The following is a 19,191-nucleotide window of genomic DNA, read 5'->3' on the forward strand; positions in this document are numbered from 1 at the left end:
GAAAGCCTTGCTCTCAGTTGCCATCTTCCTGCCCATCGGATTCGGGGTCGGGTTCCTCGTCGCCTTCCTGATCTTCCGCAAACGGCCGGGTCAGCAGGGCTACCCGCAGCAGCCGCAGCCCTGGAGCCAGCAGTACCCGCAGCAGCCTCCGCAGCAGTGGGGCCAGATGCCCCCACTGCCGCAACAGCAGTGGGGTCAGCAACCTCCTCAGCAGGGTTACGGGCAGTACCCGCCTCAGCAGTGAGCCCCCTTCGCGGATGCAAGTACCTGGGCCGTTCCGGCCTCTCAACGGCGCAATCCTGCAAAGATGAGGAACCAGACAGTCTTGGTTCGCGTCGGAACGGGTGCTTGAGTTCCGAAGAGGTGGAGGGGGAACGGTGACCGGGGTTGGCGCCAACACTGGCGAGCTTGCATCAGCTGCGAATTCGATCAAGGGATTCTCACAGGCCATTGGGGACCTGAAGAACGGTGTCGCAGATTCCAAGCTGGGGAAGAACGACTTCGGTCGGGAGCACACCGAAGCCGCCGATCCCTACTTCGAGGGCCTGAAGAAGATCTCCAAGGCTCTGGAGAAGAACGCCGAGGTCACCGAGGGCTTCAGCGGAAACCTCAACGACGCTGCTCGCGGCTACGAGTGGGACGACAGCAACAACGCTGAGCGCGTCAAGAACGCAGGTGGTCGCTGATGGTTTCCGGTGCTGACACGCGTGCCTCGACCGCTGGGGCGAACCTACCCTCTTGGCCCGAGGTCAAGAAGCTTCTCGACGACCCGAACGTGCCCGAGGCGCACAAAAAAGACCTGGTCATGCAGGCAGGGCGCAATTCCACCGATTACTCGGCGAAGGAGGACCGGCGGGAATCCGGCGCCGGGGACAAGTTCGACGAGGACCTCGAGAAGTACGAGCAGAAGTACCACGCCAGCTACGACGGCGCCGCCGATGCGACGGACGACAACACAGCACAGGAGTCGTTCGACGCTGCGAAGAAGGCCGGTGAGAACCAGGCGGGTTACGCCAAGACGGTCGACGAGAACAAAGGTGCGCTGCAGGAGATCAGCCGTAAGGCGGAGGCCGGCGGTGCGGGGTGCTCGAACTCCAACGAGATCCTCGACAAGGGCAAGCCGTTCCTCGACTACTTCGGCAATTTCGCGCCGTTGTACAAGGACGTTCCCGCCTACATGCGGAAGAACCCGCCGAAGGGTGACTTCACGAAGGACGGCGTTGAGAAGCGCTACAACGAGCAGCGTGACATCAACTTCGCGAACTTCAAGGCCGACGCGGACGAGCTGAAGCAGGCCGGGAAGACGCAGCGCGAGCAGTCCCAGCAGATGGCCGACAAGATGAAGGGCGTCTGGAACAACTGGAGTGGCGCGGCTTCCAGCGCATCTCAGAAGAACTTCGCGGACATCAACGCCGGTGCGACCACGGTCGGCGATTACCTCCATGACACCGCCGACATCATCACCGAAGCCATTCACCACGTGTCCGAGGACGTGGTGAACAAGGCCACGAAGTCACTCGAAGCAGTGCCCAATCGGGACACCGTTGGTGGCCTGACTTCCGATCAGATCCGCAACATCATCGACTGCGCGGCAAAAGATCCCTCGGACGAGCAGGTCGACGAGTGCTGCGGCTATTTCGGCATTGAGACGAGCGGCTGCGACACCGACGACTACAAGGACAAGGTGATCCAGAAGTCGATCGAGTGGGTGCAAACCACCTTCGTGCCCGACTTCGAGCAGAAGCACCAAGGCATCATCAAGATCTGTGACGACACCAAGACTTCCGTCAACGAGCACTGGAAGACGCTGAACGACCACCTGGGGAAGGTCAAGGAAGACCCGTTCGCCAACCCGGAGCGGCAGGGCGGTGGCCAGCAGGGCGGCGGTCAACAGGGTGGAGGCCAGCAGGGCGGTGCGGGCTCCGGCGGCGGTGCCGGCGCAGGTGCAGGTGGTGGTGCGGGCGCTGGTGCAGGTGGTGGTGCGGGCGCTGGTGGTGGCGCGGGCGCCGGTGGTGCCGGGATGCCCGCTGCGCCGGAGATGCCGAAGCCGCCGGAGATGCCACCAACCCCGGAGATGCCGCAGGTTCCGGGAATGCCCGGACCGGGTGCCCCCGGTGCGGGCGAGAAGGTCACGCTCGGCGAGGGGCAGAACGCCGTCACCGTCCAAGAACCGGGCGCGGACGGCAAGACCCAGGTCCAGCTGACCGGACCGGACGGCCAGCCCAAGAACTACGCGGTCGACTTCGGCCAGGGCGCTCCTGGTCAGATGCCTGGTCAGCCGATGCCCGGTCAGCCACCTGGTGGTGTGCAGACCATGCCCGCACCAGGCCAGATGCCCGGTGCTCCCACTGGTCAGCAGTCGATTCCGGTCGAGGCCGGTCCGGATGGACGTGCCGTCATCCAAGAAGGCGGCCGCACGATCACGCTGGAGCAGGGACCCGGCGGTGAGATGAAGGTCAACGTCGACAACGGCGGCGGCCAGCCCCCTCTCAACCAGACGGTCACCTTCGGCAGCGAGCCGCAACCGCCCTCTCTCGGGGCACCCGGTTCCGCGGGAGGTGGTGGAATCGTCGGTGGTCCCTACCCTGCTGAGCCTCCGCCGCCTGCAGCCCCAATGGCGCCGGGCGCCCCTCCGGTTGAACCCTTTGCTCCTCCGGCTGCGCCTGCGCCCGACCTCGCTGGAGGCGGTCCGGCGGGCGGTCCGACGACTATGCCCGCACCGGACACCTCCGGTTTCACGACGATGCCGGCGGCTGACACCGAAGGAGCCCCGGTTCCTGGTGCTCCGGCTGCGACGACCGCTCAGGCCGCAGGCCTCGGTGGGCCCGCGTCCGCTCCGGGCGGGGACGGCGTGCAGAACTCCTTCGGCAGCATCTCCGGTGATCTCTTCGGCGGACCAGAACCTGCTGCACCCGGTGCTGGTTCGCCGGGCCTGTCGTCCCTCGGTGGGCACGACCCGGCAGGTGGAAACTCCCAGGGCGCTGGTTCGACCGGTCTTTCGTCCATCGGGGGAGATTCGGCCCCCGCCGGTCAACCTGGCGGTTCGCAGAGCGGCCAGGGCGGTTCTTCGGCGATGGGCGGCGGCATGATGGGCGGCATGATGGGCGGCGGCCAGGGCGGTCAGCAGGGCGGCGACCAGGAGCGCACCAACTCGAGCCCGTGGCGGACTCAGGGCCAGCTGTTCGACGACGGGGTGGACGCCTCCAACGTGCGGTTCCGGTCGGTGCTGGGTGAGGACAAGGAACAGTAGGGATGATGAGCGATTCCCCGAGTGAAGCGGTTCTCGCCGCGCGGCGGAAGTTCCAGGAGACCAGCGCTGCCACAGCCGCGAAGCTGAGCGAGAGCGCGGAGCGCTCGATCGAAGCGACGAAGAAGGCCGACGAATCGTCGAGAGAGCTCGGCGAAAAGGTCAAGAAGATCGACGTCCGGGTGCGCGAGCTGATCGAGAAGCGCGCGAACGCGGAGAACTCCGCGCACACCAACGAGATCCAGGTCGGTGGCGAGGACGACGAAGAGCCGCAGGACGAGGTCGCTCTCGAGTTCAAGGATCTGATCGAGAACTACCCGATCAAGCCAGCGGCGACGACTCCCGAAGCCGCCGAGACCACTGGCCCGATTCCGGGTGGCCCGGCACCTGTCGCCGCACCGCCTCCGGAACCTCCGCAGCAGGACCCGCGCTGGCAGGTTCAAGCGGGCCGTTTCGGGCGCCGTGACCAGCAGCAGGCGTCACCGCCCGCAGCTCCGAAACCGCCTGCGCCGCCGAAACCCGCACCGCGACGTAAGAAGCCAACGTTCGACGACGACGATGACTACGAGAACCAGAGCTGGCTCAGGTGAAAGACGTTGAAGGGCCCGGATCCGCTGGATCCGGGCCCTTCGCCATGAGCGATCGAGATGCGTTCTAGCGGAGACCTCGTTTGATCGATGGGATCAGCGCGAAGATGAACGGGATCACGGCGACGATCGCGGCGATGATGGTCGTGCTCCGAATTTGCTCGAGGAGTTCGGCGAAGCTCTTCTCGGGCAGGTACGGGTCGTTCTTGGCGAACTCCATGGACCAGACGATGTTGCCCGTCGAGTCGAGCACGAAGGCGAGGAGTGCCAGCGCGCAACCGATCCAGGTCAAAGTGCTTCCCGCACGGCGTTTCCGGAGCAGGAACACGGCACCGATGATCAACAGCACCGCTGCCGCGATGAAGGCGAACGAGCCGCTGAGGCGCAGCGCCACTCCGGTGACGGAAATGTAGTCGTCGTCCTCGTTGGTCATGTTGATCACCGAGTCGATGATCAAGACCCCTGCGACGGCGAGGTAGATGCCGACCACGATGTTCAGGATGGCGGAGGTCATCCTGAGCCCGTCGTTGCCAGGTGGCGTCTGCTGGACGAACGGCGGAGGCGCCTGGGCATGCGGGGGTTGTGGATAACCCTGTGGATATTGCGGGTAACCCTGCTGGGCGGAGTAGCCGTGCTGCTGCGACTGGCCGAATGGCTGTCCCGGGGACGTCATGGACGAGATTCTGTCGTACCCGAACCTCCGGCAAAGCCGGAACCGGCAGCTCTAGGCGGCGAGTTTTCCGTGGGTGTTGACCTGGTCGATGGTGGCGCCCTTGACGTTCTCGTTGAGCAGGAGGTCGCCCCGGCGGTCGTTGGCGAGGGCGCGGAGGAAGAATGCCGTGAGGAGGCCCTTGGCGATGCGCTGGGTGTGGTACTCCGGCTTGCCGTGCAGCAGGAGTTGGGTCCAGTGCACACCTTCGGTGAATCCCAGGTGGGTGGCCTTCTTGATGGTGCGCATCTGCACCGGTCCGCCCCAGGCGCGCGAGATCGGTTCGGCGTTGGCCACCGGGGGCGTCAGCAGGTCTTCGCCCGCGGCGAGGTGCAGGGCGGGGGCCTTGACCTTCGCGGCCGCGTCGAGGGCCGACGGGAGGGTCTCGGCGGCGGCCAGCGTCGCCACGGCCTTGATGCGCGGGTCTCCGGCGGCGGCCAGGACCGCGCAGCCGCCGCCCATGGCGTGACCGGCCGCGCCGAGCTTGTCCGGGTCGACGCTGATCCGGCCGTCGCCGAGCCGGACTCCGGTGGCGATGTCCAGGGCGGTGCGCATGTCCTCGGCGTAGAGCCGGTGGGAGGCCAGCGGGCCGCGGTGGGTCGCCGGGGAGACCACGACGATCCCCCAGCTGGCCAGGTGCCTCATCAGGGCCAGGTAGCGGCGCGGCGGCTGCAGCAAGCCGTGCCCGAACACGACCGCGGGCAGGTTGGTGCCCGTGCGCGGGGTGCAGACGATGCCGGGCAGGCCGACCAGGGCCAGGTCGCCGTGCAGCACGTCGTGCGGGCCACGACGGGACAGCTCGACGAACGCGTGCTTCGCGGAGGGCAGCTTCTTGGCTTTGCGCGCCATGGTCGACAACGGTAGCGGATCTACGCCGAGGCGCGCGTCACGAGCTCGCACCCGTGATCCATTCGCTCCGCGGTCCCGGGCGGGTGATCTCAGCGGATCCGGGCGCCCGCCGGAGCGACGTGGGTCACCCGGGCTCCGTCATGTTCCTCTCGGCCGGAATGGCTACCCTGACTCGCGTGTGCGGCATCGTGGGTTACGTAGGACATCGCCAGGCGCTGGAAGTCGTGCTGGGCGGACTTCGGCGACTTGAGTACCGGGGTTACGACTCGGCAGGCGTGGCGCTGCTCGACGGTGGGGGCGGCCTCGCGGTGGAGCGGGCAGCCGGAGCGCTGTCGAACCTGGAGAAGAAGCTCGCCGAGAGCGACGGCTCCCGGTTCGAGGGCAACGGCGGCATGGGGCACACCCGGTGGGCGACCCACGGTGCACCCACCGACCGCAACGCCCACCCGCACCGGGACTCGGCGGGCCGGGTCGCGGTGGTGCACAACGGCATCATCGAGAACTTCGCCGCGCTGCGGGCCGAGCTGGAGGCCGACGGCGTCGAGATGGCCAGCGAGACCGACACCGAGACCGCCGCGCACCTGGTGTCCGCCGCCTACGCGGCAGGACCGACCGCCGGCGATCTCACCGGCAGCGTCTGCGCCGTGGCGCGACGCCTCGAAGGCGCGTTCACGCTGGTCGTGACGCACGCCGACGAGCCGGGCACGATCGTCGCGGCCCGCCGCTCCTCCCCGCTGGTGGTGGGTGTCGGCGAGGGCGAGCACTTCGTGGCCTCCGACGTGGCGGCGTTCATCGAGCACACCCGCGACGCGGTGGAGCTCGGCCAGGACCAGGTCGTCACCATCACCCGCGACGGCTACCGGGTCAGCGACTTCGACAACACCGACGTCGACGCCAAGCCGTTCCGCGTGGACTGGGACCTGTCGGCCGCCGAGAAGGGCGGCCACGACTACTTCATGCTCAAGGAGATCGAGGAGCAGCCGGAAGCGCTCGCCGACACCTTGCGCGGGCACTTCGCGGGCGGTCAGATCGTCCTCGACGAGCAGCGGCTCACCGAGCAGGACCTGCGCGACATCACCAAGGTGTTCATCGTCGCCTGCGGCACCGCCTACCACTCGGGTCTGCTGGCCAAGTACGCCATCGAGCACTGGTGCCGCATCCCGGTCGAGGTCGAGCTGGCCAGCGAGTTCCGCTACCGCGACCCGGTCCTGGGCCGCGACACGCTGGTGGTGGCGATCTCGCAGTCCGGCGAGACCGCCGACACCCTGGAGGCCGTGCGGCACGCGCGGACCCAGCGGGCGCGGGTGCTGGCCATCTGCAACACCAACGGCGCGCAGATCCCGCGCGAGTCCGACGCGGTGCTCTACACCCACGCGGGCCCGGAGATCGGCGTGGCGGCCACCAAGACGTTCCTCGCGCAGATCGCGGCGAACTACCTGGTCGGGCTGGCCCTGGCGCAGGCTCGCGGCACCAAGTACTCCGACGAGGTGGCGCGCGAGTTCGACGAGCTCGCCGCGATGCCCGAGGCCGTGCGCGCGACGCTGTCCACCGTCGACCAGGTCCGCAAGCTCGGCCATGACCTCGCGGAATCGAAGGCGGTTCTGTTCCTCGGCCGTCACGTGGGTTACCCGGTGGCGCTGGAAGGCGCGCTCAAGCTCAAGGAGCTCGCCTACATGCACGCCGAGGGCTTCGCGGCCGGCGAGCTCAAGCACGGCCCGATCGCGCTGATCGAGGACAAGCTCCCGGTCGTGATCGTGATGCCGTCGCCGACCGGCCGGGCGCTGCTGCACGCCAAGATGGTGTCCAACATCCGGGAGATCCAGGCGCGCGGTGCCCGCACGATCGTCATCGCGGAGGAGGGCGACGAGGAGATCAAGCCCTTCGCCGACGAACTCATCACCATCCCGGCCGTGCCGACGCTGCTGCAGCCGCTGGTGTCCACGATCCCGCTCCAGGTCCTGGCGGCGGAGATCGCGCGCGCTCGCGGTTACGACGTCGACAAGCCGCGCAACCTCGCCAAGTCCGTCACCGTCGAATGACACCATTCGGGAACGGCTGACCGTTCGGCGAGAGGGCTCGTGATGCAGGGCGTGTGGACTCCTGACCAGATCCGGGGTGCCGAGCAGCGGTTGTTCGCGCGGACTCCCGAGCCCGCCGTGATGCGCCGGGCCGCCTACGCGGTCGCGGGGCAGTGCGCCCGGATGCTGGCCGACCAGACCGGTGGCGTTGCCGGTCGGCGGGTCGCGTTGCTGGTCGGGGCCGGGAACAACGGCGGCGACGCCCTGTGGGCGGGCGCGTTCCTGCGTCGGCGCGGGGTCGGCGTGACGGCGGTGCTGCTGGCACCGGACAAGACCCACGAGGCCGGTCTCGCGGGGCTCCGCCGCGCGGGAGGCCGGGCGGTCGCCGCCGAGGGCGCGAACGCCGACACCGCCGGGATCGGGGCCGAGGCCGCCGACGCACTGGAGCGGGCGGACCTGGTCATCGACGGGATCGTGGGCCTCTCTGCGCGCGGGCCGTTGCGCCCCACCGCCGCCGAGCTGGTGCGGCGGGTGCTCGTGCCGATCGTGTCCGTGGACCTGCCCAGCGGCGTCGATCCGGTGAGCGGGGCCGTGGAAGGACCTGCGGTGTCTGCCGATGTGACCGTGACCTTCGGCGGGCTCAAGCCCTGCCACGTGCTCGGGACCGGTGCGGTGCACTCCGGCGAGGTCACCGTCGCTGGCATCGGCATCACCGAGGAGCTGCCCGAACCGGAGATCGCGCTGCTCGACGCGGCCGAGATCGGCGAGGAGTGGCCGATCCCCGGCCCGGCGGACGACAAGTACAGCACCGGGGTCGTCGGCATCGCCGCCGGTTCGGCGACCTACCCGGGTGCTGCGGTGCTCGCGACCGGCGCCGCCGTGCAGGCCACCGCGGGGATGGTGCGCTACGCCGGTCCCGCCGCCGACGAGGTGCGCGCCCGCTGGCCGGAGGTCGTGGCCACCGGTTCGGTCGGGGACGCCGGCCGGGTGCAGGCGTGGGCGGTCGGACCGGGCATCGGGCTGGGTGCGAGCGGTCGTGACGTGCTGCGGTTCGTCCTGGAGTCCGGGCGCCCGGTGTGCGCCGACGCCGACTCGATCACGATCCTGGCCGATGACGAGACCATGTGGGACTCCCGCGATCCCGACGCTCCGCTGGTGCTGACCCCGCACGCCGGGGAGTTCGCGCGGCTGGCCGGTGAACGTCCGGGCGTCGACCGGGTCTCGGCCGCCCGCGAGGTCGCCGCCCGCTACGACGCGTTCCTGCTGCTCAAGGGCAACACGACGGTCATCGCCGCACCTGATGGGCGGGTCGTGGTCAACGACGCCCGCCAGGCGTGGCCCGCCACGGCGGGCTCCGGGGACGTGCTCACCGGGCTGATCGCGGCCCTGCTCGCCGCTGGCGTCGAGCCGCTGCGGGCCTGCGGTCATGCCACCCACGTTCACTCGTTGGCGGCCGAACTCGCCGCGCACGGCGGCACCGGTGACGGACCTCGCTCCGAGGCCGGAGCGCCCATCGGCGCCTCCGCGCTGCTGGCGGCGGTTCCGCACGCCATCCGAGCGGTTCGGGACGCCGCTCTGCCCTCCTGACACCTCGTCGATCACTCGATGGTGGGAAGTCGCGTGGGTGTTTCCGCTCGCCTGCGTCTCGTCAGTGCGTTGAGCTGCGCAAAGGCGGTGTGGGGCGAAGGGTGGGAAGCCGGATGTGGGACCATGGGCCAGCCATGAGTGACCAGCACGCGCATCGCGCCGACCTGCGGATCGACGTCGACGCGATCCGCCACAACGTTCGGGTGCTGGCGGGTCGTGCCGAAGCTTCCGGTGCTCGGACGATGGTGATCGTGAAGTCCGACGGCTACGGCCACGGCGCGCTCACCGTCGGCAGGGCGGCTCTGCAGGCCGGGGCCGACCGGCTCGGCGTCGCCGCGCTCGGGGAAGCGCTCCAGCTGCGCGAAGGCGGGATCACCGCGCCGGTGCTGTGCTGGTTGTTCACCGAGGCCGACGAGTTCGGCCCCGCCATCGCCGCCGACATCGAGCTGTCCGCGTCGTCGCAGTCCACGCTGGCCCGCATCGTCGCGGCGGCCGCCGCGCAGGACCGCGTCGCGCGGATCCACCTCAAGATCGACACAGGGCTGGCGCGCAGCGGGTGCCCGGCCGAGCTGTGGCCCGCGCTGGTCGAGGCCGCCGCGAAGGCCGAGGCCGACGGGCACGTCCGCGTCGAAGCCGTGTGGTCGCACCTGGCCTGCGCCGACGAGCTCGGCCACCCGTCCATCGACATGCAGGCCGAGCGCTTCCACCGCGCCTACGAGCAGGCGCGGGCCGCGGGGCTCGACCCGATCCGGCACCTGGCCAACTCCGCCGCCGTGCTCACCCGGCCCGACCTGCACTTCGAGCTGGTCCGCCCGGGCATCGCCGCCTACGGCCTCGACCCGGTCCCGCAGGCCGGTGACCACGACCTGCACCCGGCCATGACCTTCCGCTCCTCGGTGTCGCTGACCAAGCGCGTTCCCGCGGGCGAGAGCGTTTCCTACGGGCACTCGTGGACGGCGGCGGCGCCCACCAACCTGGCGCTGGTCCCGGTCGGCTACGCCGACGGGGTGCCGCGCAGCCTGTCCGGTCGCATGGAGGTGTGGCTGGCGGGCAGGCGGCGGCCGGTGCGCGGCCGGGTGTGCATGGACCAGTTGGTGGTGGACTGCGGCGACGACGAGGTCTCCGAAGGTGACGAGGTCATCGTCTTCGGCGCGGGCGATCGAGGAGAGCCGACCGCCGCCGAGTGGGCCGACGAGCTCGGCACGATCCACTACGAGATCGTCACCGGCATGTACCGGCCGCGGGTGACCAGAACGGTCGTGGACTCCGAACGGGGGACGCCATGACTGAAATGGGCCGTTTCGCGCAGATCGGCGTCCGGGAAGTGGGGCGCAGCGCACAGAGCGCTGTGCAACCGGGGCTGCGTTCTGTAACGATCTTCACGTTCCGCCGCCGGAGCCGAGTGGAGGCGACGTGAAACCGGTGTGGCAGGCATTGGCCTGGACGAGCGGGGTGATCGGGGCAGCGGTCACCGGCGCCGCCGTGGGTGTGGCCGCGCACAGCACGCGTGCTGCGGTGCAGCGCAAGGGTGAGGACGCCTTCGTGGAAGAACCCCTCGGCAGGCTCCGCCCCGACCGGCACTCCACCGTCGCCGCCGACGACGGCGTGCCGCTGTCGGTGCAGGAGATCGGCCCCGCCGCAGGCGGCGATCCCGCGCTGACCGTGGTGTTCGTGCACGGCTTCGCGCTGGACTCCCGCTGCTGGCACTTCCAGCGCCGCGACCTGCCCGAGCTGCTCGGACCGAAGGTGCGACTGGTGCTGTTCGACCACCGCAGCCACGGTCGTTCCGGCCACTCCAGCAAGAAGAACAGCACCATCGACCAGCTCGGCCGCGACCTCGACGCCGTCCTGCGCGCCGCGGCCCCGCGCGGCCCGATCGCGCTGGTCGGCCACTCGATGGGCGGCATGACGATCATGGCGCTGGCCGAGCAGAACCCCCGGTTGTTCGCCGACCGGGTCCGCGCGGTGGCGCTGGTGGGCACCTCCGCCGGTCAGCTCGGCGAAGCGGGACTGCCGCGCACCTGGTTGTCGCGCGCCAACCCCGTCCCTCGCGGACTCGCGCTGCTGTCCGAGCTCAACCCGGGCCTGGTCGAGCGCACCCGCAAGATGGGCGACCGGTTGTCGTGGAGCATCATCCGCGCGCTGTCCTTCGGGGACCGCAAGGTGTCCCCGGCGGTGGTGGACCTGATGGCCGAGATGATCGGCGCCACCACGGTGGAGGTCGTCACCGACTTCCTCGAAACGATCGGCCTGCACGACCGCAAGAAGGCCCTCGCAGCGCTCAACACCTGCGAGGTGCTGGTGCTCAGCGGCGATCTCGACAAGCTCACGCCGTTCACCCCGCACGCCGAGGTGCTCGCCGGTGAGCTGCCGGACGCGACGCTGGTGAAGGTCGAAGGCGCCGGGCATCCGGTGATGCTCGAACGCCCCGAGCTGGTCACCGATGAGATCGTGGCGATGCTGCGGCGCGCCACCGGGTTGAAGTTCAAGAAGGGAACCGGGAGTTGAGCGCCGCGCTGAAAACCGTGGAACTGCCGCAGGAATCCGACACCCTGGAGTTCGGCCGCCGTCTCGGCGCCGCGCTGCGGGCGGGCGACCTGCTGCTCCTCGACGGGCCGCTGGGCGCCGGCAAGACCGTGCTGACCCGCGGCGTCGCGGCAGGCATGGGGGTGACCGGCAGGATCACCTCGCCGACGTTCGTCATCGCCCGCGTGCACCATCCCGACGGCGACGGGCCCGCGCTGGTGCACGTCGACGCCTACCGGCTGGGCGGGCTCGACGAGATCGACGACCTCGACCTGGACACCGACCTCACCGACGCGGCCGTGGTCGTGGAGTGGGGCGAGGGCCTGGCCGACCAGCTCTCCGACACCCACCTGATGGTGCGGCTGCGGCGTCGCGAGGACGACGTCCGCGAACTCACCCTGGAGCCGCACGGCGAGGGCTGGACGGAGCGGCTGGGCGAGCTCACCGGGTGACGGAATTCCTGGCCGGGTTCCCCGGTCTGCTCGCGCTCGCGATCGCCGCCGCGGTGCTGTTCGCCGAATCCGGTTTGCTGATCGGTGTTTTCCTGCCGGGATCGGGGACGGTGCTGGCGCTGGGCTGGCTCGCCGGGCAGGGCGCGCTGCCCGTCTGGGCGGCGGCGCTGACCGCGTCGCTGGCCACCATCGCCGGCTGCCAGCACGGCTTCTTCCGGGGCGCCCATCCCGGTGCGCTGAACCGGCACCTGGTCGACCGGGTCGGTGAGCAGCGCATGAAGCGCATCGAGTCCGCGATGGACGGACGCGCCAAGCCGGCCACCGCGATCTCCCAGTGCTTCGCGGTGGTCCGGACTCTCGTGCCACGGCTGGCGGCCCGCTCCGGCATGCCCCACCTGCACTTCACGGCCTGCAACATCCCGATGGGCGCGCTCTGGGGCATCGGTCTCACCCTCCTCGGCGCCTGGTCCGGTGAGGCGTACACCCGGGTCCACACCGCCGTGGGGCTCCTCGGTCTTCCCCTCGTAGCCCTCGCCGCAGTGGTCCTCGGCCTGGTCTGGTGGTTCCGCCGTCGCCGCGATTTCAGTGGAAATCGGGGGACGGATTTCAGTGGAAATCAGGGGTCCGATTTCCACTGAAATCCGGAACACCGCTCGATGAGGTGACCTGGCGTCGGTGAGTCCGGGAGGGGAACCGCGTCAGGCGGTGGCGCTGAGCTCGGTGGAGAGGTCCTTGGCGAGGCGTTGCATGAGCGGGATGACCTCGTCGGTGGTGATCCGGGTCATGCGGCCTTCCGGTCCTGAGATGGAGATGCCCGCGCCCGCCGGGGCGCCCGGGACCGCCACCGCGTAGCAGCGGACGCCGACCTCCTGCTCGCCGTCGTCGATGGCGTAGCCCTGCTTGCGGATGCGGCTGAGCTCCTCGTGCATCGCCTCGACGTCGGTGATGGTGCGCTCGGTCTGCGGGTGCATCGCCGTGCGGGACAGCAGCTGGGTGACCTCGTCGCTGGGCATCGTGGCCATGACCGCCTTGCCCACGGCCGTGGCGTGGGCGTCGACCCGGCGCCCGACCTCGGTGAACATCCGCATCGAGTGCGGCGAGGGGACCTGGGCGACGTAGACGATCTGCGCGCCGTCGAGCACGGCCATGTTCGCCGATTCGCCGGTGACCTCGGTCAGCTCCGCCAGGTACGGCCGCGCCCAGGAGCCCAGCGCGCGGCTGGCGGTCTCGCCGAACCGGATCAGCCGCGGTCCCAGCGCGTACCGCCGCGAGGGCTGCTGCCGGGCGTAACCGCTGTTCACCAGGGTCCTGATGATGCGGTGGATGGTCGGCAGGGGTAGACCGGACCGCTCCGCGAGATCGGACAGCGCGACCTCACCGCCGGCATCGGCCATCAGTTCCAGGAGCTCGAAGGTGCGCTCGACCGACTGCACCCCGCCGCCCTGGTTCGCCCGCCGTGGGCCAGTGGTCATCGCAGAACTCCCTCTCCCGGATCCAGTCGGAGTCTAGTTCGTGGTGCGTGCGCCAGCTCATGTTGCTTTCGACGCTATGTGGAAACTAACATCCACGATGCAGAATTTCATGTGGATGTTCTTCGCTTGTGACGAACCTGCTCGCGGGTGCGCGCCGGCTCGTCACGCGGCAAGGTGAGCCATCAGCCACCGTCTGAAATCCGGCAGCAGAAAGAGGTGGACGATTCATGTCCGAAACGGCAGGGGTGAAGGTCCTCGGCGGCGCCGTCGAGCGCGGCGATGAGATCCTCACCGCCGAGGCGCTGCAGTTCGTGGCCGGCTTGCAGCGCGCTTTCGGCGCGCGGCGCGATGAGCTGCTCGAACGTCGCAAGCAGCGTCGCGCGGAGGCCGCTGAGAAGGGTCGCCTGGACTTCCTCGAGGAGACCAAGCACGTCCGCGAGGGTGACTGGCAGGTCGCCGCGCCGCCGGCCGACATCGCCGACCGCCGCGTGGAGATCACCGGCCCGACCGACCGCAAGATGGCCATCAACGCGCTGAACTCCGGCGCCAAGATCTGGCTGGCCGACCTCGAAGACGCCAACACCCCGCACTGGGACAACGTCGTCTCCGGTCAGGTCAACCTCTACGACCTCGTCCGCAAGCAGATCGAGCTGCACGTCCCGGGCGGCAAGTCCTACACGCTGCGCGACGACGTCACCCACGCGGTGCCGCTGGTGCGCCCGCGCGGCTGGCACTTCGACGAGAAGCACATCGAGGTCGACGGCAAGCCGGTCGTGGCCGCGCTGGTCGACTTCGGCCTGCACTTCTTCCACAACGCCCGTGAGCTCATCAACCGCGGCAGCGGCCCGTACTTCTACCTGCCGAAGATGGAGAGCCACCTCGAAGCGCGGCTGTGGAACGAGGTGTTCACCCACGCGCAGAAGGAGCTGGGCATCCCGCACGGCTCGGTGCGCGCCACGGTGCTGATCGAGACCTACCCTGCCGCGTTCGAGATGGAGGAGATCCTCTACGAGCTGCGCGACCACTCCGCGGGTCTCAACGCCGGTCGCTGGGACTACCTGTTCAGCGTCATCAAGACCTTCCGCGACTCCGACAAGTACGTCCTGCCGGACCGCAACGCGGTGACCATGACCGCGCCGTTCATGCGCGCCTACACCGAGCTGCTGGTGAGCACCTGCCACAAGCGCGGTGCGTTCGCCATCGGCGGCATGGCCGCGTTCATCCCGACCAAGGACGACTCCAACGCGGCGGCGATGGAGAAGGTCCACGCCGACAAGAAGCGCGAGGCCGGCGACGGTTTCGACGGCTCGTGGGTCGCGCACCCGGGCTTGGTGCCGATCTGCTTCGAGGAGTTCGACGCGGTCCTCGGCGACAAGCCGAACCAGATCGAGCGCAAGCGCGACGACGTCAACGTCACCGCCGACCAGCTGCTCGCGGTCTCGGAGACCCCCGGTGACAAGACCATCGAGGGCCTGCGCGGCGCGGTGGACGTCGGCGTCCGCTACATCGTGTCCTGGCTCGGCGGCAACGGCGCGGCGGCGATCCACAACCTCATGGAGGACGCCGCGACCGCCGAGATCTCGCGTTCGCAGATCTGGCAGTGGCTGCACAACAACGTGCAGCTGGCCGACGGCCAGACGGTCACCCTGGAGCTGGTGCGGGAGGTCCTGGCCGACACGGAGAAGGCGCTGCGCGGGGAGGCCGGTTTCCCGACCGAGAACCTCTCCAGCGCGGTTGAGCTGTTCGAGCAGGTGGCGGTGGCCGACGAGTTCGTCGACTTCCTGACGCTGCCCGCTTACGAGCAGATCGACTGATTCGTCATCGCGGGGGTGCCGGAGAACTCCGGCGCCCCCGCTTTGGTCTATTGGGAGGGTGCAAGTGGCTGAAACCTCGTTGGACTCCGCTGAGGTCGCTCGACGACTCGCGCGTTTATCCACTGTGGACGATCACATGGCGCGGACCTACCCCGGCGCCAGATCCGACCTGCAACCGGTGCACACCTGCTACGTGCCCGCGGACCGGGTGGACGCGACCGTGCTGCGGTCCTGGTCCGACCAGGCGCTGGCGGCGCTCGACGAGCACGCGGCCACCCCGTCCCGGCTGGCCGAGATCTTGGGCCTGACCCCGGAGATCGCCGAGGCCGTGCACCCCAGGGTGCGGGCGAAGCTGGCCGGTTCTCCGGTCCAGGACCTGCGGATCGACTTCGAGGACGGCTACCGCGCCGACGCCGAGGACGACGACGCCGTGCGCACCGCCGGTGTCGTGGCCGACTGGCTGCGGGACGGCGTGGCCCCGGCGAACTTCGGGCTGCGGGTGAAGTCCTACGACACGCCCGAGCTGCGCGAGCGCTCGGTGCGCACGCTCGACGTCTTCCTGACCGCGCTGCTGGCCCGGACCGGTGGTGTCCCGGACGGGTTCGTGCTGACCTTCCCGAAGGTCGTCGACGTCGCGCAGGTCGAGGTCTTCGTGGAGATCCTCGGGCTGCTGGAGCAGCGGTTCGGGCTCGACGAAGGCGCATTGCGCTTCGAGATCCAGGTGGAGACCACGCAGTCCGTCGTGGACTCCGAGGGTCGGTTCGCGCTGCCGCGCTTCCTGCGCGCCGGGGCGGGCCGGGTCACCGGGCTGCACTTCGGGACCTACGACTACACGGCGTCCTGCGGTCTCACCGCCGCCCACCAGCACCTCGCGCACCGCGCCTGTGACTACGCGCGGCACGCCATGCAGGTGGCCGCGGCGGGCACGGGAGTGTTCCTCTCCGACGGCTCCACCAACGTGCTGCCGGTGGGCGACCAGGTCGTCAAGGGCTGGCAGACCCACTACGAGCTGGTGCGGCGTTCGCTCGCGCACGGCTTCTACCAGGGCTGGGACCTGCACCCGGCGCAGCTGGTGACCCGCTACGCGGCGGTCTTCGCGGCCTTCCGCGACTCGGCGCCCGCCGAAGCGGCGCGGCTGGCGGCCTACACCGGCACCGGTTCCGCCGCGGTCCTCGACGAGCCGGCCACCGCCCGCGCGTTGGCGGCCTCCTTCGTCCGGGCGCTCGACAACGGCGCCACCGACGCCGACGAGGTCAAGCTCCTCACCGGTCTCCCGGAAGCCGACCTCCGGGCTCTCGGCCGCCTCTGACCCGCGCTCTCGGCGCGGCGCCGCGCGTCGCGCCGGGAGCTTCGCGGTGGACGGGCTGTTTGATCAACATCGGTCGGTTCGGACCAAAACTGCCCGACTCGCGGAGCGATCTGCCCCATCGAACGGCCTTGGCGTTGTTGACTGCGTCGACGACTTCGTGAACTACTTCGCCGATCCCAGCGTTGACACCGTGAGAACGCCGGGACCGCGAGCTCGCGGAGTCCTCGGAGGAGCGTCGGAAAGCCCTGGCCGACGCCCGCGCGGCCCTGTCGCCGACACCACGCCAGGGGACCTTCCGAGGAAGGGAACCGCTGTGACCAGCACTCTGCTGTCCGGCGCCGCGACGCACGTCGGCGGCCGGGACAACAACCAGGACTCCATGCTCGTCGCCGAAGGGCTGTTCGCGGTCGCCGACGGCATCGGGGGATTCGTCAACGGCGACGTCGCCAGCAGGCTCGCCCTCGACACCCTGGAGAGCGCCTACGCCGCCGACCGCACGGTCGCCGGGCTGCTCGGGGCGGCGCGTGCGGCGAACGAGGCCGTGTGGCTGCGAGCCAACGCGGACGGAACGTCGATGGGCACCACCCTGGTGGCCGTGGCCATGACCACCGACGCGGGTGCCGTCGCGGTCAACATCGGCGACTCCCGGCTGTACCGGTTGCGCGGCGGGGAGCTCGCGCAGCTCACCGCCGACCACACGGTGCTCGCCGAGCTGCTGCGCAGCCGCGAGGTCAGCGACGACGACGCGCGCAACCACCCGCACCGGCACGTGCTGACCCGGGCCGTCGGCGTCGGTCCCGAGGTCGAGATCGACCACGCCGAGCTGTCCGCCGAAGCCGAGGACCGCCTGCTGCTGTGCACCGACGGCCTGTTCAACGCCCTGGACGACGACGACGTCAGGGAACTGCTGGGCGCCGACGCCGACCCGCAGCGGATCTGCGACCTGCTGGTGGAAGCCGCTCTCGCCGCCGACGCCGACGACAACGTCACGGCCCTCGTCCTCGACGTCAGCTAGCGGCACCGCCGCTCGCTCTCCCACGCGATGCGGGCCCGGGGCTTGCTCTCGCGGGTTCGGTGTGTGGGGATGGAGGTCATGGAAATTCGGGGTGCGGTTCTGCAGGAGTGCGGTCGTTCGGGACCGTGGGAGATGACGAAACCGATTGCGGTGACCGAGGTCGAGCTCGGCGAGCCCGGTCCGGGCGAACTGCTGGTGCGGATGGAGGCCGCCGGGGTCTGCCACTCCGATCTGTCCGTTGTGGACGGGAACAGGGTGCGGCCGGTCCCGATGCTGCTGGGGCACGAGGCGTGCGGCCGCGTCGAGCGAGTCGGGCCCGGCGTCACCGATGTCTCCGCCGGTCAGCGGGTCGTTCTGTTCTTCGTGCCGCGCTGCGAGGAGTGCGAGGCGTGCCAAGCGGGCGGCAAGCGGCTGTGCACGCCCGGGTGGGCCGCCAACGGCGCGGGAACCCTGCTGTCCGGCGAACGCCGGTTGAGCTGGGACGGACGCGAAGTGCACCACCACTGCGGGGTTTCCGGCTTCGCCACGCACGCCGTGGTCGACCGCCACTCGCTGGTCCCGGTGCCCGACGACGTGCCGCCGGACATCGGTGCGCTGCTCGGCTGCGCCGTGCTCACCGGCGGTGGGGCGGTGAAGAACGCGGCAGCGCTGCAACCCGGCGAGGACGTGACGGTCGTCGGCATCGGCGGTGTCGGCATGGCCGCGGTGCTGGTCGCCAAGGCCCTCGGCGCGGGCAGCGTCACCGTCGTCGACCCCCTCCAGAGCAAGCGCGAACGCGGCCTGGATCTGGGCGCGACCAAGGCGCTCACGCCGGACGAGGCCGTCGACAGCGGGAGCCGCAGCGCCGTGGTGATCGACGCCAGCGGCAACGCCCGAGCGTTCGAGACCGCCGTGCAGGTGACCGCACCCGCCGGGCGGACGGTGTCGGTCGGCCTGCCCTCGCCCGACGCGCGGGCCAGCATCTCGCCGCTGGCGCTGGTCAGCGAGACCCGAACGATCATCGGCTCGTTCCTGGGAACCGGCCTGCCGCAGCAGGACATCCCGGAGTACGCCGAGCTCTGGCGCGCCGGGAAGCTCCCCGTCGACGAGCTGGTCTCCGGCAGCATCGGCCTCGACGGCATCAACCACGCCATGGACGAGCTCGCCTCGGGTCGGGCCATGCGCCAGGTCATCCGGTTCTGATCCAGCGGCGTTCGTCCACCACCGACCGCGCGGTCGCGGCAGACTGTGCTCGGACGTCGTGGAAGGGACCGGAGATGGAACAGGACGCGCTCGACAAGCTCAAGGACCAGCTGGGCGATCACCAGATCTTCGGTGAGCCCGTCAGCCAGGGCGATACCACGCTCGTCCCCGTCGGCGAGGTGCAGCTCGGCGGGGGCTGGGGCGGGCAGGGCGACGACACCGGAGGCGGCGGTGGAGTGCGTGCGCGCGCGATCGGCGCGTTCTCCCTCGCCGCCGACGGGACGGTCTCCTGGCACCCGGCGGTGAACGTCAACCGGATCGTGTGGGGCGGTCAGCTCGCACTGGCGACAGCGGTGGTGGCCTGCGCCATCGCCTTCCGTCGACGCCGGTGAGGCTTTTGAGAAGCGGCGGAGCCGCGGTTTCA

18 protein-coding genes are annotated in these 19,191 nt (G+C 70.0%); 15 read left to right on the plus strand and 3 right to left on the minus strand.

All coding sequences use genetic code 11. From position 1 onward, the window contains the following. Window positions 1-7 precede the first annotated feature (7 nt). The 4 genes from AB0J91_RS27630 to AB0J91_RS27645 all read left to right on the plus strand — a co-directional run bounded on the left by AB0J91_RS27630 (window position 8) and on the right by AB0J91_RS27645 (window position 3,837). The gene (locus AB0J91_RS27630; RefSeq protein ID WP_363874536.1) at window positions 8-244 is read left to right on the plus strand and encodes a hypothetical protein; all 237 of its coding nucleotides are present in this window, start codon (window positions 8-10) and stop codon (window positions 242-244) included. 133 nt (window positions 245-377) lie between these two features. Then, the gene (locus AB0J91_RS27635; protein ID WP_363874539.1) at window positions 378-686 is read left to right on the plus strand and encodes a type VII secretion target; all 309 of its coding nucleotides are present in this window, start codon (window positions 378-380) and stop codon (window positions 684-686) included. Next, window positions 686-3,250, plus strand: a complete 2,565-nt coding sequence (locus AB0J91_RS27640; protein ID WP_363874542.1) for a WXG100 family type VII secretion target — start codon at window positions 686-688, stop codon at window positions 3,248-3,250. Before AB0J91_RS27635 ends, AB0J91_RS27640 begins: the two co-directional genes overlap by 1 nt. A gap of 5 nt (window positions 3,251-3,255) precedes the next feature. Next, window positions 3,256-3,837 carry a hypothetical protein gene (locus AB0J91_RS27645; RefSeq protein WP_363874545.1) on the plus strand — a complete coding sequence of 194 codons (582 nt, stop codon included), beginning with the start codon at window positions 3,256-3,258 and terminating at the stop codon, window positions 3,835-3,837. A gap of 64 nt (window positions 3,838-3,901) precedes the next feature. Here the strand turns inward: AB0J91_RS27645 and AB0J91_RS27650 are convergent, their stop codons facing one another. Both AB0J91_RS27650 and AB0J91_RS27655 read right to left on the minus strand, forming a co-directional pair. After that, complete coding sequence (locus AB0J91_RS27650) at window positions 3,902-4,507, minus strand: hypothetical protein (protein WP_363874547.1); 606 nt, start codon at window positions 4,505-4,507, stop codon at window positions 3,902-3,904. A gap of 51 nt (window positions 4,508-4,558) precedes the next feature. Next, complete coding sequence (locus AB0J91_RS27655) at window positions 4,559-5,392, minus strand: dienelactone hydrolase family protein (RefSeq protein WP_363874550.1); 834 nt, start codon at window positions 5,390-5,392, stop codon at window positions 4,559-4,561. Between the two features lie 176 nt (window positions 5,393-5,568). On the opposite strand from AB0J91_RS27655, the gene glmS reads away from it, so the two are divergent. The 6 genes from glmS to AB0J91_RS27685 all read left to right on the plus strand — a co-directional run bounded on the left by glmS (window position 5,569) and on the right by AB0J91_RS27685 (window position 12,613). Then, a complete protein-coding gene (glmS, locus tag AB0J91_RS27660) occupies window positions 5,569-7,431 on the plus strand; it encodes a glutamine--fructose-6-phosphate transaminase (isomerizing) (protein WP_363874553.1) in 1,863 nt (620 codons plus the stop codon). Window positions 7,432-7,473: 42 nt separating this feature from the next. Continuing rightward, window positions 7,474-8,997: an NAD(P)H-hydrate dehydratase gene (locus AB0J91_RS27665; RefSeq protein ID WP_363874613.1), complete on the plus strand. Its 1,524-nt coding sequence runs from the start codon at window positions 7,474-7,476 to the stop codon at window positions 8,995-8,997. Between the two features lie 134 nt (window positions 8,998-9,131). After that, window positions 9,132-10,283, plus strand: a complete 1,152-nt coding sequence (alr, locus tag AB0J91_RS27670; RefSeq protein WP_363874556.1) for an alanine racemase — start codon at window positions 9,132-9,134, stop codon at window positions 10,281-10,283. 127 nt (window positions 10,284-10,410) lie between these two features. Continuing rightward, window positions 10,411-11,505 carry an alpha/beta hydrolase gene (locus AB0J91_RS27675; protein WP_363874559.1) on the plus strand — a complete coding sequence of 365 codons (1,095 nt, stop codon included), beginning with the start codon at window positions 10,411-10,413 and terminating at the stop codon, window positions 11,503-11,505. Further along, the gene (gene tsaE, locus AB0J91_RS27680) at window positions 11,502-11,975 is read left to right on the plus strand and encodes a tRNA (adenosine(37)-N6)-threonylcarbamoyltransferase complex ATPase subunit type 1 TsaE (RefSeq protein ID WP_363874562.1); all 474 of its coding nucleotides are present in this window, start codon (window positions 11,502-11,504) and stop codon (window positions 11,973-11,975) included. Before AB0J91_RS27675 ends, tsaE begins: the two co-directional genes overlap by 4 nt. Then, window positions 11,972-12,613, plus strand: a complete 642-nt coding sequence (locus AB0J91_RS27685; RefSeq protein WP_363874565.1) for a hypothetical protein — start codon at window positions 11,972-11,974, stop codon at window positions 12,611-12,613. The genes tsaE and AB0J91_RS27685 overlap by 4 nt, the downstream gene beginning before the upstream one ends. Window positions 12,614-12,673: 60 nt before the next feature. On the opposite strand, the gene AB0J91_RS27690 is transcribed toward AB0J91_RS27685, so the two are convergent. Next, window positions 12,674-13,447, minus strand: coding sequence for an IclR family transcriptional regulator (locus AB0J91_RS27690; protein WP_363874568.1), 774 nt, complete (start codon window positions 13,445-13,447; stop codon window positions 12,674-12,676). 227 nt (window positions 13,448-13,674) lie between these two features. On the opposite strand from AB0J91_RS27690, the gene aceB reads away from it, so the two are divergent. The 5 genes from aceB (at window position 13,675) to AB0J91_RS27715 (ending at window position 19,159) form a co-directional block, all read left to right on the plus strand. Next, entirely contained in the window at window positions 13,675-15,261 is a 1,587-nt protein-coding gene (gene aceB, locus AB0J91_RS27695; protein ID WP_363874571.1) for a malate synthase A, read from the plus strand. A gap of 136 nt (window positions 15,262-15,397) precedes the next feature. Further along, window positions 15,398-16,570 carry an aldolase/citrate lyase family protein gene (locus tag AB0J91_RS27700; RefSeq protein ID WP_363874574.1) on the plus strand — a complete coding sequence of 391 codons (1,173 nt, stop codon included), beginning with the start codon at window positions 15,398-15,400 and terminating at the stop codon, window positions 16,568-16,570. 313 nt (window positions 16,571-16,883) lie between these two features. After that, the gene (locus AB0J91_RS27705) at window positions 16,884-17,585 is read left to right on the plus strand and encodes a protein phosphatase 2C domain-containing protein (protein ID WP_363874577.1); all 702 of its coding nucleotides are present in this window, start codon (window positions 16,884-16,886) and stop codon (window positions 17,583-17,585) included. A gap of 132 nt (window positions 17,586-17,717) precedes the next feature. Beyond that, window positions 17,718-18,767: an alcohol dehydrogenase catalytic domain-containing protein gene (locus AB0J91_RS27710; protein WP_363874580.1), complete on the plus strand. Its 1,050-nt coding sequence runs from the start codon at window positions 17,718-17,720 to the stop codon at window positions 18,765-18,767. 74 nt (window positions 18,768-18,841) lie between these two features. Then, window positions 18,842-19,159, plus strand: a complete 318-nt coding sequence (locus AB0J91_RS27715; protein WP_363795905.1) for a hypothetical protein — start codon at window positions 18,842-18,844, stop codon at window positions 19,157-19,159. The last annotated feature ends 32 nt before the right edge of the window (window positions 19,160-19,191 follow it).

Origin of the sequence: Saccharopolyspora sp. NPDC049357, from assembly GCF_040677225.1 — a bacterium.
Classification (GTDB): Bacteria; Actinomycetota; Actinomycetes; order Mycobacteriales; family Pseudonocardiaceae; genus Saccharopolyspora.

Coding starts and splice junctions, on each gene's coding strand:
- AB0J91_RS27715 (WP_363795905.1), top strand. CDS start 18,842: ATGGAACAGGACGCGCTCGACAAGCTCAAGGACCAGCTGGGCGATCAC.
- AB0J91_RS27710 (WP_363874580.1), top strand. CDS start 17,718: ATGACGAAACCGATTGCGGTGACCGAGGTCGAGCTCGGCGAGCCCGGT.
- AB0J91_RS27700 (WP_363874574.1), top strand. CDS start 15,398: ATGGCGCGGACCTACCCCGGCGCCAGATCCGACCTGCAACCGGTGCAC.
- AB0J91_RS27650 (WP_363874547.1), bottom strand. CDS start 4,507: ATGACGTCCCCGGGACAGCCATTCGGCCAGTCGCAGCAGCACGGCTAC.
- AB0J91_RS27665 (WP_363874613.1), top strand. CDS start 7,474: ATGCAGGGCGTGTGGACTCCTGACCAGATCCGGGGTGCCGAGCAGCGG.
- aceB (WP_363874571.1), top strand. CDS start 13,675: ATGTCCGAAACGGCAGGGGTGAAGGTCCTCGGCGGCGCCGTCGAGCGC.
- alr (WP_363874556.1), top strand. CDS start 9,132: ATGAGTGACCAGCACGCGCATCGCGCCGACCTGCGGATCGACGTCGAC.
- AB0J91_RS27690 (WP_363874568.1), bottom strand. CDS start 13,447: ATGACCACTGGCCCACGGCGGGCGAACCAGGGCGGCGGGGTGCAGTCG.
- AB0J91_RS27640 (WP_363874542.1), top strand. CDS start 686: ATGGTTTCCGGTGCTGACACGCGTGCCTCGACCGCTGGGGCGAACCTA.
- AB0J91_RS27645 (WP_363874545.1), top strand. CDS start 3,256: ATGAGCGATTCCCCGAGTGAAGCGGTTCTCGCCGCGCGGCGGAAGTTC.
- AB0J91_RS27655 (WP_363874550.1), bottom strand. CDS start 5,392: ATGGCGCGCAAAGCCAAGAAGCTGCCCTCCGCGAAGCACGCGTTCGTC.